This is a genomic window from Bacillus sp. WC2507 (assembly GCF_052656125.1).
The window spans coordinates 3028474-3044152 of record NZ_JBQXPN010000001.1 but is presented as its reverse complement, the minus strand read 5'-3'; the positions used below and the strand labels follow the sequence as shown (position 1 = coordinate 3044152).

General features: G+C 31.6%; 16 protein-coding genes and 2 pseudogenes. 8 read left to right on the top strand and 10 right to left on the bottom strand.

Translation table 11 applies throughout. From position 1 onward, the window contains the following. The first annotated feature begins 16 nt into the window (after positions 1-16). From ACUN28_RS16310 to ACUN28_RS16285, 6 genes are all read left to right on the top strand, one after another. Complete coding sequence (locus ACUN28_RS16310) at positions 17-160, top strand: hypothetical protein (RefSeq protein WP_000653324.1); 144 nt, start codon at positions 17-19, stop codon at positions 158-160. A gap of 289 nt (positions 161-449) precedes the next feature. Then, positions 450-1658, top strand: a complete 1209-nt coding sequence (locus ACUN28_RS16305) for an L-lactate MFS transporter (RefSeq protein WP_016087659.1) — start codon at positions 450-452, stop codon at positions 1656-1658. Positions 1659-1902: 244 nt separating this feature from the next. Beyond that, positions 1903-2319, top strand: coding sequence for a GNAT family N-acetyltransferase (locus tag ACUN28_RS16300; RefSeq protein ID WP_016087658.1), 417 nt, complete (start codon positions 1903-1905; stop codon positions 2317-2319). 227 nt (positions 2320-2546) lie between these two features. Next, positions 2547-2990 (top strand): NUDIX hydrolase, encoded by a 444-nt coding sequence (locus tag ACUN28_RS16295; protein ID WP_445423402.1) that lies wholly within the window; start codon positions 2547-2549, stop codon positions 2988-2990. A gap of 30 nt (positions 2991-3020) precedes the next feature. Continuing rightward, positions 3021-4151: a DNA polymerase III subunit beta gene (gene dnaN, locus ACUN28_RS16290; protein WP_016087656.1), complete on the top strand. Its 1131-nt coding sequence runs from the start codon at positions 3021-3023 to the stop codon at positions 4149-4151. Between the two features lie 22 nt (positions 4152-4173). After that, positions 4174-4686 (top strand): NUDIX hydrolase, encoded by a 513-nt coding sequence (locus ACUN28_RS16285; RefSeq protein ID WP_033660153.1) that lies wholly within the window; start codon positions 4174-4176, stop codon positions 4684-4686. Positions 4687-4777: 91 nt separating this feature from the next. Here the strand turns inward: ACUN28_RS16285 and ACUN28_RS16280 are convergent, their stop codons facing one another. After that, on the bottom strand, positions 4778-5740 hold the full coding sequence (locus ACUN28_RS16280; protein WP_016087654.1) for an MBL fold metallo-hydrolase: 963 nt from the start codon (positions 5738-5740) through the stop codon (positions 4778-4780). A 286-nt stretch (positions 5741-6026) separates the two neighbouring features. Here ACUN28_RS16280 and ACUN28_RS16275 point away from each other — a divergent pair. Continuing rightward, positions 6027-6796, top strand: a pseudogene (locus ACUN28_RS16275) (LAGLIDADG family homing endonuclease). 791 nt (positions 6797-7587) lie between these two features. Here ACUN28_RS16275 and ACUN28_RS16270 read toward each other — a convergent pair. The 5 genes from ACUN28_RS16270 to ACUN28_RS16250 all read right to left on the bottom strand — a co-directional run bounded on the left by ACUN28_RS16270 (position 7588) and on the right by ACUN28_RS16250 (position 12046). Continuing rightward, on the bottom strand, positions 7588-8403 hold the full coding sequence (locus tag ACUN28_RS16270) for a YwqG family protein (protein WP_016087651.1): 816 nt from the start codon (positions 8401-8403) through the stop codon (positions 7588-7590). Positions 8404-8481: 78 nt separating this feature from the next. Next, entirely contained in the window at positions 8482-10107 is a 1626-nt protein-coding gene (locus ACUN28_RS16265) for a DnaJ family domain-containing protein (protein WP_016087650.1), read from the bottom strand. Between the two features lie 67 nt (positions 10108-10174). Then, the gene (locus ACUN28_RS16260; RefSeq protein WP_016087649.1) at positions 10175-10540 is read right to left on the bottom strand and encodes a hypothetical protein; all 366 of its coding nucleotides are present in this window, start codon (positions 10538-10540) and stop codon (positions 10175-10177) included. A 270-nt stretch (positions 10541-10810) separates the two neighbouring features. Next, positions 10811-11182: a YxiJ-like family protein gene (locus tag ACUN28_RS16255; protein ID WP_033660076.1), complete on the bottom strand. Its 372-nt coding sequence runs from the start codon at positions 11180-11182 to the stop codon at positions 10811-10813. Positions 11183-11194: 12 nt separating this feature from the next. Then, complete coding sequence (locus tag ACUN28_RS16250) at positions 11195-12046, bottom strand: patatin-like phospholipase family protein (protein WP_016087647.1); 852 nt, start codon at positions 12044-12046, stop codon at positions 11195-11197. A 179-nt stretch (positions 12047-12225) separates the two neighbouring features. On the opposite strand from ACUN28_RS16250, the gene ACUN28_RS16245 reads away from it, so the two are divergent. Beyond that, positions 12226-12603 carry a PH domain-containing protein gene (locus ACUN28_RS16245; protein ID WP_000522465.1) on the top strand — a complete coding sequence of 126 codons (378 nt, stop codon included), beginning with the start codon at positions 12226-12228 and terminating at the stop codon, positions 12601-12603. 121 nt (positions 12604-12724) lie between these two features. On the opposite strand, the pseudogene ACUN28_RS16240 reads toward ACUN28_RS16245, so the two are convergent. The 4 genes and pseudogenes from ACUN28_RS16240 to ACUN28_RS16225 all read right to left on the bottom strand — a co-directional run. Next, positions 12725-13198: pseudogene (locus ACUN28_RS16240) on the bottom strand (GNAT family N-acetyltransferase); the annotation flags it as partial. 1 nt (position 13199) lies between these two features. After that, positions 13200-13721, bottom strand: coding sequence for a YfiT family bacillithiol transferase (locus tag ACUN28_RS16235; protein WP_000999070.1), 522 nt, complete (start codon positions 13719-13721; stop codon positions 13200-13202). Between the two features lie 16 nt (positions 13722-13737). Beyond that, entirely contained in the window at positions 13738-14265 is a 528-nt protein-coding gene (locus ACUN28_RS16230) for a GNAT family N-acetyltransferase (RefSeq protein ID WP_016087645.1), read from the bottom strand. A gap of 63 nt (positions 14266-14328) precedes the next feature. Next, positions 14329-15651, bottom strand: a complete 1323-nt coding sequence (locus tag ACUN28_RS16225; protein WP_016087644.1) for an FAD-dependent oxidoreductase — start codon at positions 15649-15651, stop codon at positions 14329-14331. Positions 15652-15679: the final 28 nt, after the last annotated feature.

The window sequence follows — 15679 nt, the reverse complement described above, 5'->3', positions numbered from 1 at the left end:
AAAGGAGTGAAAGAAAATGAAAGATAAAATAAATAAAAACAAAAAGCAAAATATTAAAGATGTAAATACAGAACAAAATGCAATTTATAGCGATCCAAAAGATGCAGCTAATATGCAAACGGTACCGCAGCCGAAGGATTTTGATGAAATTGAATACTAATTTTTCGTTTATCCGACTATATAATGAATGAAAAATACATCTTAAGTCCCATCACATGAAAGAAATCTTTTGATATCATATATACATAAGCATTTGAAAATGTCTTATCTTAACAAAACAAAGCTTTCTTTAAGTAAATCTAATATAACCTGCAAAAAGACACTTCATAATGGAGTGTCTTTTTGTGTATATGAACTTAATTACCATTTTTCGTATAGTATCTTGTGTTTTACGATGGTTATACTAACTGTGAAAATCCATGTCAAGATAAAAGAAGGGGACAGTTAGTATGAAACAAACTTCTATAAATCCATTACTAATTGTTTTAGGTACAATTATTGTTCAAATTGGCCTTGGAACAATTTATACATGGAGTTTATTTAATCAACCCCTTGTAAGTAAGTTTGGATGGAACCTCAATGCCGTTGCGATAACTTTCTCCATAACAAGCTTTTCTTTATCATTTTCAACCTTATTCGCAGGTAAGCTACAGCAAAAATTAGGACTTCGTAAACTTATCGCTACTGCAGGTATTGTTTTGGGACTCGGTTTAATACTTAGTTCACAAGTTTCTTCCTTACCATTATTATATTTATTAGCTGGTGTGATTGTTGGTTATGCAGATGGAACTGCTTATATTACATCACTATCTAATTTAATTAAATGGTTTCCAAATCGGAAAGGACTTATTTCTGGTATATCTGTTTCTGCATATGGAATGGGCAGCTTAATCTTTAGATATATAAACGGAAGTCTTATCGATAGTCTTGGGGTATCACAAGCATTTTTATATTGGGGGATTATCGTGTTACTTTTAGTATTAACCGGATCGTTCTTCTTACGGGAAGCTGTTGTAAGTAACACCGTAACTGAGACATTACACAATGACTATACACCTCGTGAAATGATACGAACGAAACAAGTATATCTCTTGTTTTTCATGTTATTCACATCATGTATGGGAGGACTGTATTTAATCGGTATGGTAAAAGATATCGGAGTACAGCTCGTTGGACTTAGCGCAGCAACTGCCGCTAACGCCGTTGCAATGATTGCAATCTTTAATACAGTAGGTAGAATCATTCTTGGAACGTTATCAGATAAAATTGGCCGAATGAAAATTGTCTCTGCGACGTTTGTTATTATTGGATTGTCAGTCTTTACTTTAAGTTTTATCCCACTAAATTACGGCATTTATTTCGCTTGTGTAGCAAGTGTCGCCTTTTGCTTCGGCGGTAATATCACTATATTCCCAGCTATTGTCGGTGATTTCTTCGGCTTGAAAAATCATAGTACAAATTACGGAATTGTTTACCAAGGTTTCGGATTTGGTGCGCTTGCAGGATCATTCATCGGAGCACTACTTGGTGGATTTCAACCGACCTTTATTATAATCGGTGTTTTAAGCGTTATTTCCTTCATTATTTCGATATTAATTCGTCCACCAAAAGCAGAGAAGAAAAAGGAAATAAAACATTTACATCGGAAAATAGCTTAATTTTAAAAAGAGTCCTCATAAAGGACTCTTTTTATATTACAAAACATTTGATTTTCCCTTTTTAGTCATTGTATAGGAAGTAAAGAGTTACTATACAGCGTATAAAAGTCTTATTATAGATGAAATGTAGTAGGGCTTTTCTTTATTTTAGTGAAATGAAACAGTGCCCTATGATTATTAAGTTAGACAGGATATTACGATTATTAAATTGAATAGATACCATAAAAGGAGTGTGCTATTTAAAATGAAAATAGTAAAACAATGGGTCCAGGAAGATAGTGATTACATAAGAGAAAAAGTAATTGAATATAACCAAAAACATATTTCAGATGAAGATAAAAAGCCTTCAGAAAAAATTAGTTTTATAGTGAAAAATGAAAAGGAAGACATAGTAGGCGGAATAACTGCAATTACATTTTGGCACCACGTACATGTTGATTTCCTATGGGTTTCTGAAGAACATAGACACGAAGGCTACGGAAGCAGGTTAATAAAACTTATTGAAGAATTTGCAATTGAAACAGATTGTGGGCTAATCAATTTAGATACTTTTAGCTTTCAGGCACCTAATTTTTATAAAAAGCATGGATATAAAGTGATTGGAGTAAGTGAAGACCACCCTAAAGGGCACAATCGATACTATTTAGAAAAAAGGTTATAAAGTATATTGAATCTAAAAATGAATGAATTATAGCAAAAAAAAGAGCGTACGTTAAATGACCACTTTCAAAATACGCTCTTTTTTATATAGTAATGAAGGATTATCGATTATTAACTTTGCTAAGAACGGATAAATGAAATACTCAATTAACTTTTTTATATTTTAAAACGATTAAATGGTAGAATGTAACAAAGACAGAAAATTACTGTTATTAGAGGTGGACTTAGATGAAAAAAGTAAATGTTACATATGCAATTTTATACGATAAAGCAAATGAAAAGATCTTAATGGTCAAAAACAAAGGGAAGAGTGGTTCTTATTACACGCTACCAGGTGGCGCGGTTAAATTGGGAGAAACGTTAGAAGAGGCAGTAATTCGGGAAGTGAAAGAAGAAACCGGGCTACATATAACTGTAAACGGTATTTGTTACATCAGCGAAGCTTTTTTCGAAGAGAGAGGTCATCATGCAAATTTCTTTAATTTTTTAGGTGAAATAATTGGCGGAGAGACAAATATATCAAGGCCAAAAGAAATTGAAGAGATTACTTGGATGGAATTACATAGAGCAGCACCATATTTACGTATACCAGAACATTTACTAAATAGATTACAAAGGAAAGAAACAGTACCTTACTTTTTTAATGGAACAATCGTTCATCAATCTTCATAAAATTATCATTTCATGTAAGGCGGGGAAAGAATGGAGTTTATCGTTAATCACAAACATTTCACTCAAGCACTTTCAGAAGTAAGTAAAGCTATATCTACTAAAGCTATTATCCCTATATTATCCGGCATAAAAATAACTGTGGATCAATCTGGAATTACTTTAATCGCAAGTAACTCAAATATTTTTATCGAAAAATTCCTTGCTGTTTCAATTGAAGACGAAAAAATTGTAACTATTTTAAAAGCAGGAACTATTGTCGTACCTGCAAAGTATTTCATTGAAATAATAAAGAAAATGCCAAGTGATATAGTAATAAAAAGTAAGAATGACCAAATAATTACGATACAGTCAGAAGAAATCACATTAAACTTAAATGGACTTCCAGCATATGAGTTTCCGAATGTACCACTTATAGACGATCATGCAAAAATACAAGTGGAAACAGAAAGCTTGATTGAGGTATTTAAACAAACTGTCTTTGCAGTAGCTAAAAATGAATCAAGACCTGTTCTTACTGGCGTTCATTTAGAGTTAGATCATAATAAATTAATTTGTGTAGCAACTGATTCACATAGACTTGCTATACGTGAAACGATAATATCTACAGATGTGAAAGCAAGTTGTATCGTACCAAGTGCAACTATTAGTGAACTTTTAAAATTAATGAGCAGTACTTCCGAAGTCGTATACATCTATCTTTCAGACAGTCACATTATTTTTACATTCGGCACAACTACATTATATTCAAGACTAATTGAAGGGAAATATCCTAGTATATCTAGTTTAATTCCAAATGATTTTCAGACAGTCATTAACATAGATAGAAAAAAGATTTTACAAGGTGTAGATCGATCAAACTTATTAGCAAGTGAATGGGCAAATAACAATGTCAATTTAGAAATCATAAACGAATCAACAATTAAAATTTCTTCTAACGCTTCTCAGATTGGAAAAATATCCGAGACACAACAGATAGATACGATTCAAGGTGAAAAACAATTAAACATATCTTTTGATGGACGATTTATGATGGATGCTTTAAAGGCGATAAAAGAAGAAACGGTTACTTTAAGTTTCAGCGGTTCTATGAGACCGATATTAATTGAAGCAGGGAAACAATCTGCAGCAGTACATCTTATATCTCCAGTAAGAGCTTATTAATAACAAAGGAAGGAATTACATGATGTACAAGCATACTTTATGTTTTATAAAAAGAAATGAAGAGATACTTATGTTAAATAGAGAATATGACCCTGTAAAAGGATTGTGGAATGGGGTAGGAGGAAAGATAGAAAAGGGAGAAACACCTTTAGAAAATGCAATTCGTGAAATAAAACAAGAGACTAATATAGAAGTTACGCATGACAATATTCAGTTTAAAGGTATTATTAAATGGGAGGATTCTTCATATTCTGGCGGTATGTATGTTTATCTAGTAGAGCTACATAATGAATTTGCATATCTAACTCCCAAAAAAGTCTCAGAAGGAATTCTAGATTGGAAAGAGATTTCTTGGATTCTAAGTGATTATAATTACGGCGTAGGAGAGATGATACCAAATTTTTTATCTGAAGTACTCCTCAATGAATTAATATTAGAACACAACTTTGTTTTATCTAATCATAAATTAATAGATTATAGGAATGAAGAATTGGCTAAGCAGGACAGTTCTATAGATAATATAATTCAATTATAAAAAGCAGGAAAGCGAATATAGTGATATAAACTTAAATACAGAAAAAAGAGCGAATCACTTATAGAAAGGTGCGCTCTTTTTTTATTTATAATTAAATTTCTCTCCACCAGGCTGATGAAGGATAGTCTGTAGATTTCAACGTAATAGATTCACCGATTTGAGGTGTTGCAATATTAACTCCTAAACGATTTGCTTCTTTTGTCACACGTTCAATAGGATCACTCCATTCATGTAATGCTAATGTAAAAGCACCCCAATGAATCGGAAGAAGGAGTTCTCCTTTCGCATCAATATGAGCTTGTACCGTCTCTTCTGGCAACATATGAATAGCAGACCATCTCGGATCATATTGTCCGCATTCCATCAATGTAAGATCGAATGGACCGTATTTATCACCAATTTCCTTAAAGTGAGGAGCATAGCCGCTATCACCACTAAAGAAGACTTTAGTCTCTTGACCAAGAATAAGCCATGAACACCATAAAGAACAATCTCTATCTGTCATACTTCGTCCTGAGAAATGCCTTGCAGGTGCACATACTAACTTAATATTATCAAACATAATTTCATCCCACCAATTATGCTCACTAATTTTACTAGGTGAAACACCCCATTTAATTAAATATTGCGCAACTCCAGTTGGAACATAAAAGTGCTTTGCACGATCTTTTAACTGCATAATACTCTTGTAATTCATATGGTCATAGTGATTATGAGAAATGATAATCGCATCAATTTCTTGAAAATCTTCACGTTCTAAAGAAAAAGTACCACTATAACGTTTACTATTAAACACAGGAAATGGGGAAGATGCATCTCCAAACATCGGGTCTAACAACAATTTTTTACCTTCTATTTTTAAAAGAGAAGCAGAATGGCCAAACCAGGTAACACTCTCTAAAGACTCATTAGTTTTATCCGATAAAACAATAGGTAAATTCTTTACAGGACGCAGCTTTGTTTTCATTTTAAAGTAATCAGTCATTAAACCTATAATATCTTTCGGTTTAAAACTTACATCAGTATGAATTTGATTTATATATTTCTTTTTCATTCGTTCTCCTTTTTACGTTTAACAATATACGTATGTTGTTATTGTAGTTTAAACGAAATCTTTTTACCTTTCACCTTAAATGCAGTACTTTTCATAAATTTGTCAAATTCATTATTCTTATATATAAAATACAAACCATACAGCAGCAGATAAAACGAATATAAAGTAAATGTAAATTGTTTTATTTTAGTAAATTCCTTCTTATACGCAACGAAGAACGTATGTTTCGTTGTATGTTATTGAAGTAAATACGGCTCTAAAAAATAAAAAGAAGGAGAGTTAATAAATGCATGCAGATAGAAAAAAGAAATCAAAATGTAAACTATCAAAATCTGAAATAACTCAGCTATATACAGAAGGGACGAGCACTTCAGAAATCGCTATACTTGCTAATGTGTCTGCTAGGTATATTCGTATGGTTTTAACAGACAATAACGTTCCAAGGCGCGCTATAGGGAGTTGGAAGAGAAAGTATGACATAACAGAAGATTATTTTAAAACGTGGTCAAATAACATGGCTTATATATTAGGGTTTATAGCAGCGGATGGTGTCATACAAAAAGAAAATCAATGTGTTAGTGTATCACAAAAAGAAAGTTATATTTTAGAAGATATAAAAAAAGAACTAAAAACAAATCAACCGCTATACCAAAACAAAAAACAGGTGTATATATGCTAAATATTAATAGCAAAACAATAAAAGACGACCTTATGAACATACACGGAATTATGCCATGTAAATCATTAAATATCAAATTTCCATTCGTGCCTAAAGAATATTTACATCATTTTGTTCGTGGATATTTTGATGGGGATGGTCATGTTAACTCTCATAAATACTTTGTTAGCTTTGTTGGAGGATCATATAATTTTATGAATTCTTTTAAAGATATCCTTGAGAATAATAAATTCCAATTAAGTTTTGTTGACAAAGAAAAACAATATCGTATTTACCTAAGTGGTAAAAATAATGTTAATAAATTTTCACAGTGGATTTATAAAAATAAAGGTTTGCATTTAAAGCGTAAATACAATATTTTTCAAGAAAAAGAATAATTGTAATGATGATCGAATAATTCACAAACAAGTTCAATTATAAAATTAAAATTCAAGATGAATTATTAATTGAAATCAAAGTAATTGCTAAAGCAAACAAATTATAAATATAGTTTAGTCAATTTCAAAGCAACTTGTTTAAATTTAATAATTAAACAAGTTGCTTTTTATTATGTTTTATTAATGATTATTTACACTAATCCAGCATCAACGAACTATTCACTAATAAATAAAAGAAAAGGGAAGTATACCGAACATTACTAACTTATGATAAGTTTATTACTTTTTACTAGTTGACATAATATATATTATAGGTAGTTATAGAAACAAAGCGATATCAGGTATCAAAAACCAAGTAAACTATACTTAATGAGACGGGACGGAGATTTTTAGTGAGATTTGCATAAAATTTTATCTAGACGTATTTCTACAGTTTTTATCGTTTGTTTTGCTATACAATCATCACAGCAAATCTTAATCGATTATTGATTAAGATGTAACGAATCCAAATCATTTTTGATCAGCAAGAAATTTTTATGTGGGAAAAATTATTTCTATACAAAATATAAATTAGTAATTTTATTTTATGTGTTACTTTATAAATTTATTGCTATCTACACATGTTTTTACAACTTTACTTTATTTATAGTTATTTCTGTTATTTACGCTTGACTTTTATTACACTTGCCGTTCTCCATTCTAGTTAACATAACGCTTATTTTTAACATAAAAAAATCTTCCCTCACCTTCAGGAAGATTTTTTAGCTTGCTAGTATTTCATTTATATACTTTTAGTAACAATCCCAATTGTAAATAACATTGGAAAAATCTAGATGTAACAAATCGTCTTTTTTTATAAAGAAATTAGCAACACCAGAATCTCCCCACATAATATTTAATGAATCATCTGTATCGATTTGCAACAATAATATGTCATGTTGCTGGTATTTTTCTTCCCATTCCCTTGGATCTGTCTGTGTGAAAAATGGATAACCGCCAATTTTATGTCCTTGATCTTCACATAAATCATCATACAGTTCACCTAATTCTGTATTATTTTCTTCATCAACGATTTCTTCCCAATCAATGTCATCACTAATAATCTTTTCAAATCGATAATCTCTTGATGTAACGGGTTGATAACCCAATTCAAACTTTAGTTTCGCTGCTTCAGGTATGATAAATTCCTCTAATTCTAAAGTGTTTAAATAACTAAAATCAGTAATTACCTTATTTAAATCTTCTATAATTGTAGAATGATAAATAATTCGAAAGTCTTTTTGGATTGTTGGATGATCAAAATCTGCTCCGTAAAGCTCATCATCAGCACTTACAAAAAACTGTAACATTCCCTTTTGGGGCATATATTCAACATGCGGCATTTCTTCAAAGTTAAGCTGCGCAAGTAACATCATAGGTTGTCCATTTGAATCTTTAGGATGCTCTTGATCTATAGGTAAATACGGATAACCACCAAACTTACTTTCAAAAAGAGTTGTCTCAGCTAATGTTCCAGACACTTTAATATACGGTTTGACACTTTCTTCTAAAATACTACGATACTGCTCTAGTTCTTTCGGAATTTGAAGTTGATACGTATTCTTCATCACATTTGCCTCCCTTTCATAATGAATTGAAAATGCCTTACTTAATTATATAGCAAGAGATAGCTTCATTGAAAATTGTTAAAAGTCCGTTTTCACCCTCGTTTTTTGCGCACTTGGTGGACAAAGTAGATTATGTTCTAAAACCTTTTTATTAATAGTTCGAATTAAATCCGCTGCTTCTGCAGTATTTGTATGTTCTTTTAGTCTCTCTTTTAAATTATCAATTTCCTTTGAAAGCTCAATCCACCTAGGTAACACATGATTATTCTTTAACGTTCTATACAATTGCTTTTCAGGATTGTACGAAAGATCTTTATCAAGATTAAGAGGTTTCCCTTTACCAGGTAAATTATCAAATGACCCTTTCTTTTCTGCCTCTTTAACCATAGAACTAATATGATCCTCATACGTATAGGACCAAACTTTCTCATCTTTTACTAAAATCTCTTGCTTTTTTAGTTTTTTATCTAGTTCTTCTTGATTCATAGATTCTCTCTCCTTTTTATTTTTTAGTGTCGTTTTTGTAAATTTCAATGCCCTTAATCCATCGAACAGTTTTTCTCGCCACCACACGCTGTCGTGTCCGCCTTGAAACTCTTCATAAGTGGTTTGGTATTCCTTTTTTTCTAAAGCTTTATATAGACGTCTATTAGCTGTTAAAAGAGGTTCATTTTCAAGTTCACCTACTGCTATGTAAAAATAAAGATGAGTCGCATTAAAATCTATTGATGAAATTTGATTTTCAATCCAAGGAATTGCATTTTCATAATCATCCTTTTTCCAATGTACGGATCCAGACATTGACAACACATTCCCGAAAATATGTGGATTTTGAATTGCTGCATAAAAAGCTGCTAAGCCACCAAGACTGAAACCAGCAATTGTCGTATGATTCTTTTCTTGATATACGTGATACTTAGCTTGAATCCACGGAAGTAATTCCTTCGTTAAAAATGTATTCATGTTATCGTTATAAGTTAGCTCTTCTAATCGATCAATAGGATCTATAGCAACAGCAATATAAGATGGGATTTCTTTTTCGTAAATTAAATAATTAAGTGTTTTTGCGATTGAAAGGTTATTAATGAATGAATTCCCATCAAATACAATGAGAAGCTCTTGAAGATGTGAAGTGTGAGAATAATCATGAGGCGTATAAATGTGAATTTTACGTGTGTTATTTAAAATCGAACTATGAAAAGAATATGTTTCAATTCTCCCAGATGGATAATGATTTGAAGGGAAACGACTGCTATACTGCACTTCCATACCTGTTTTTAACACAGACGCTTTATTGGCACCTTCTCCAAATGTATTTTCATTAAATTGGTCTAGTCGATACTGTTCACTACGCTTTATCCAATTATTTTCGAAAAAATCATTTACTGTAAAATAATAAGTTGAAATAAAACTCTTATTCGTCCTAAACGTAACATACCAAATATCTGTCTGTAACAATCGTTGCAATTGATTTACAGACAGATTCCAACCAGGAAAACTACCGAATACATAAACGTTTTCAGTATTTTGATCGCCTAACCATATATACGTTATAAGCTTATACTGATTATCTACAGGACATTGTTCTATTAGTGGCGTATTATTTAACTTTATCTCATGCAAAAAAGTATACAAAGCTTTCTCGTTTCCACTTTTCAATTGATTAATAAGCTCCTCTAACTTAGGACTAATTATTGAAGTCACCCCTTTTCCTCCTTTATAGTTCTGTCTTTTCATTAGATTGCATTAGGATGTTATGTATCTAGTTGAGTTATTTATTAGAAAGTTTATCAATTGCTTGAATAGAAAGTTCCAACGCTTTTATTCTTCTTGTTAAAAGTGTTCTTTGCGGACTACCAGCTTTAGACTTATCATAGGCTCTCTCGATTGATGGAAGCAAACCAGCAAGGACGTTACGTACTTCTGCTAACTCTTCTTGGCTATACTTATGACTTTCTTGATTCCAAACGTTTTCTAGCACTGCTAATCCTATGCAAACAGCTTTAAATCGTTTTTTCACTAATGTAGTATTTGCGCCTTTTTGAGTCATCTGTGATAGTGCATTTTCAAGTTTACGAATTGTCGATTGTAAAGATTTTATTGATTCCAATTTATCTATATTTGATACGTTTTCCATGTTAATGTTGTCCCTTCTAACTTATTTTGTTTAATGTTTGATAAAATAAGTACTTGATTTCACTCGAGATATTTTAACACAGTTAACTAACTATATTCGAGTTGGACAATGAATTAAAGGAAAACGGAAACTAAACATCTCTCCCTCCCTTACATCATTCTATATGTACTTCTTTCTTCGTATTAGAATCCCTATTTAAACAAGGTATTAAAATTGTATTTTTTATGAACAAAAAAAAGTACAAGCAGCATAACTTGTACTTTTTTATTTTTATTCAGTAAGATAATATAGTAATAGTTTTCGGACCTTCTCATAATTCATGAAATCTCTATACAAAATGGGATACTTCACAATTTCTGTTTCTATAAAACGATATTGTGGAAACCATTCATAAAATGATTTCCTTAGCCACTTTATTTGATCAAACACAATCTCCTTTTCGTTGTTATTAAGTACGTAACTTAAAGTACCTGCTGTATGCATCCAATAACAATTTAAATCAGCGCTTATACAATCATCTTCTGTAAACATAGTATTAAAATCTTTTCGTACTTTTCGAATGTCACAATTCGGAAATGGTTTGTACAGTGGACTATGCATTTTCTGCAATTCCTTAAAAATAATTCGTTTTCCTAACTTCAACTTTCCACCCCTTTATTTCTCTATCCAATTTAATAAGTTTTCATAATGATATTGAGCATCTGTATAGCCAAGATTATATAAATTAACGAGTTTTTCTTTATTTCTTTCTATTCCGCTTATAGGAAGTTGTACGCTAGGCTGAATGACATAAAAGTTATCTTTTTGTTCCAGTTGATTCATATAAGATATCGTCTCATTATAAAAACGATAATGTTCTACTAAAGATTCTGCGATATTCGGATATTTCCTATATAAAATTTTAGCTAGTCCAGAAAATTTATTTCGCTGCTTCTCGTATCCTTCTGATTTTGTCATAATAACAACGTTCTTTTCATAACCATCAGTTTGCGCTTTTAAAACTGGTATAGGATCTATAATCCCTCCATCTAACAATTTTCGATTATCATATTCTACAGCAGGCGCTATAAATGGGACGGAACTTGATGCACGAATAATTTTTAAAATATCTTTACCATGTTCTGTTTTATTATAATAAATAGCTTGTCCTGTTTCGCAGTCAGTTGTCCCTATAACAAACTGTTCATTTGAATTTAAGAAAGTTTGAAAATCAAATGGAACAATCTTATTAGGGACTTCATCAAATAAAAAGTCCATTCCGAATAATTCGCGTTTTCTAATCAAATTTCGATAAGATATATATCGGTGATCTGACACTAGCTCTGTATTTACTTTTTTATTTCTCCCTTTTTGACGTGATAAATAGGTTGCACCCATACAGGCTCCAGCGGATACGCCAACTACATAAGGAAAGAATAAGTTCTTTTCCATAAAATATTCGAGTACGCCTGCAGTATATAAACCTTTCATTCCTCCGCCCTCTAATACTAAACCGATATTTTTCATGCTATATCCCTCTGCTTCTTTTTTCTTACTTACATATTAGCATAAGATATTAAGATGAGGTTATATAAATGAATTGCAACAATAGCCAGAAACTACTAATGTAATATCATAACTTCATAGCGAGTAGCATGGTACAATATAAGTAACAAAATCCACAAATAATGGAGGAGGAATTTCCTATGGGTTTATTTAGCGGTATTTTAGGAAATGCATCAAATGCGAGTACCGAAAGTGTAGAACGTGATTTAGAGAAAATTATGCTAGACGATGAGAAGGTTGAACATGCTTATAAATTAATTCGTGATTTAATCGTATTTACAAATCGTCGTCTTATTTTAGTAGATAAACAAGGGATATCAGGTAAAAAAACAGAGTATCATTCTATTCCTTATAAAAGTATTACACAATTTAGCATTGAAACAGCTGGGCATTTTGATTTAGATGCGGAACTTAAAATTTGGGTATCTAGTTTGAGTACGCCAATTACGAAGGAATTTAAAGGTGACGATAGTGTTTTAAGCATTCAAAAAGCGCTAGTAACATATACGACGAAATAACGTCTTTTCGTATGTTTATTCATTATCAAAATTACTAACCCGAATATTTTGGAAGAATATGCATTGTTTTTGTATATTTAATCTGAAATAACATAAAAAGGTAAAGCGTATTTCAAGTGCTTTACCTTTCTTTTTTGTAATAAATAAGTGTAGTTGTATCATTTAATTTTTTTATAACTTCTGTTCTTTTATACCCCATTTTTTCGTATAGAAAACAATTTCTTTCTTCTTCTAAAATCGTCGCAAGTTCAAAACTTCGTGCTTTTGGAAACATCTCTTCAATTAAAATAAGTACCTTCTGAGCGATTCCTTTCCCTTGATAGTTTGGATGAATAAACATTGGACTGATCCAAAATTTATAAGGTATTTCTTTTTGGGATATACATATCGCTCCAACAAGGTTCGAATCCAATATAATCTTATAAAATTTACTGCTGGGATTATTTATCCTTAAAATTGTTTTTTCAATAGATTCATTTGCTGGATTTGTTTCATAGTCTTTATATTTATTTAATAAAGGGCGAAATGAGTCTATTTGCATTTGAAATAAAACTGCTGCATCAATTTCTGTTGCCTTCTCTAATGTAATATCCATGTTACCAATTTAGTCGCTTTCTTAATGAAGTTATATGAGCTGTATGATGACGTCCGTGCCATGCATATAGTCCAATTGCAACAGCAAGTTTTGTTTCACCAGTTTCAGGGTGATTAAATGTCTTTTCTAGATCTTCAATTTCTAGAGAATATAAAAGGTTAACCCATCTTTTATGTAATGAATCTAACATTACTAGCGAAACATCTACTGGTAATTTAGAATCAGGTAGTTCTGCCCACTTCTCTTCTTTATATGGTTTAATCGTTGGATTCTTTTCTGTTAGTGCTAATTTAAAGCGTATGTAGCTATTCATGTGGCTATCAACAACGTGATGAACTACTTGACGAACCGTCCATCCACCAACTCGATACGGTGTGTCTAACTGCTTCTGATCTAAATCTTTGATTGCCTTTGTTAGTTCATTAGGTAAATCTTCAATTTCTTGAATCCATGTATCAATCATTTCTTCAGTTATAGGACGTTTGTATGTAAATTGGCCAATTGGATAACGTAAATCATTCATGAATAAGTCCCCCTTATTATAAGCGTGAAGTATTTCTCCAAATATAATGTACAAAATTCACATGTTCTCCATTTAATTCTACAGATGCTGTATCTGCTTCGTTATGATAAGAAGAAAACCCGCTTTTTTCTAGTACAATTTGTGATGCGAGATTATTAGTAGTTGTTTTAGCATGAACCTCATTAATTTTATTATTTTGCGCTACGTCTAAAATTAATTTTACAGCTGCTGTTGCAACTCCTTTTTTAGTAAACTTTTCTCCGACTCGATAGCCTAACGAACTGCTTCGAAATTCCGTATCTATATCTACTAAATTTATTCGTCCTACAATTTCTTTTTCTTCATTACGAATTAAATAAAAATAAGAATCTCCATCCGCCTGTTCTAATAATAAATCGTCTAGTAGTTTTTGAAAATATTCAAAATCGTAATATTGTGAGCCACGATTTGGCACCATTGTTTCAAAAAAAGACTTATTCGTAAGTTCAAACGTAAATAAATCCTTCGCATCGTGTTTCTTTAATTGTTCTATGTATATTTTCATCTCGATTACTCCCTCTATATCTACTAACTGTTATATATTCTTTTTTAATCGATTCATCTCCTGCTATTTTTTTCGCTTCAGTAACACAGCAAGTAGCACTTTCGGATGAAATAGGTGAAATGGACTACGAATTAAATTCATCACTCGTACTAATCGAATATAAACGTCAGAGTCACTTGCAGATAGTTGATAGATTTGTTTCGTATACCAAAGCTGAATTTTTTGCTTTATCGTTAACTCTCTTTTTAGCTGCGGATGACGTGATATTTCCGTTATAGTCATTTCCCAAGGAGTTTGTATAATATTAGAGGTCTTTTTATAAAATTGCTGTGTAAATGCTTTATCAAGTTTTTGTCTCCTTTGTAAAAGCAACTGCAATTGGTGAGCTTCCATAGCAGCAACTGAAACACCTTGCCCGAAAACAGGATCAAAACGACAATGTGAATCTCCAACTACCAAAAACCCATCTGGTAAATTATTCACTAAATCAAATCGCCGACGTACTTGATAAGGAATTTTGTACGTTTTGATATCTGAAATTGCCTCAGCTTTATTTAGGAAGTCTGTAACATTGGATATTGATAGGCTTTCAGCAAAGTTATAAAATTCATCATCTGTTTGTGGTGCTTTCTCATTTGCATATCCGCTGAAAGTAACAAAATAACGATTATCCTCAATCGTTTGAATAAGAACACCATACGGATTGTCAGGGAAACTTGGAGACATTAGTATATTACAGCAGTCTAATTTCTCATTTTCTTTAAGTTTAAACATTCTAGTTGTGTAAAATAAATCAATACGCACTTTCTCTTCTTGTACCTCAGTATCGTATTCGCGTAACCACCCTATACTTTTTGAACCGAATCCACTTGCATCAACTACGATATCTGCTTGAATTTCTTCTTGCGTGCCTGTCTCTAAACATTTAGCTTTTACTCCACGTACTTTGTTAACCTTTCCATCTACTAATAATCCCTCAACCAATGTTTCAAATTTACTCGTGATATTCGAAATATGATCTATTCGTGTTTGAATATGCCATTCAAGCAAAAACCTACTTTGTTGAATCATATGTATTTCTCCTATGAATGGCTGTTTCCATAAACCAAATTGATGCCATTTTAAATCGCGAGTAAAGTTATTTACGATACTACCTACTGCTATTAATTCGTTCGTAATATTAGGAAACAATTTCTCAATTGCGTTTTCTCCACCTTTTAATAACACATGAGGATGATTACTTTGTGGAACTCTTTTTCTCGAAGTTTTTCCATCCCATTTTTCGCCAGCTTCTATAATGATTACTTCTTTAAAAGAAGTTGATAATGCTTTTGCTGCGAGTTTTCCTGCGATACTTCCACCAATAACGATAGCCTTATTAAACATATTTTCCCCCTTAATGAAAAAAGACCCT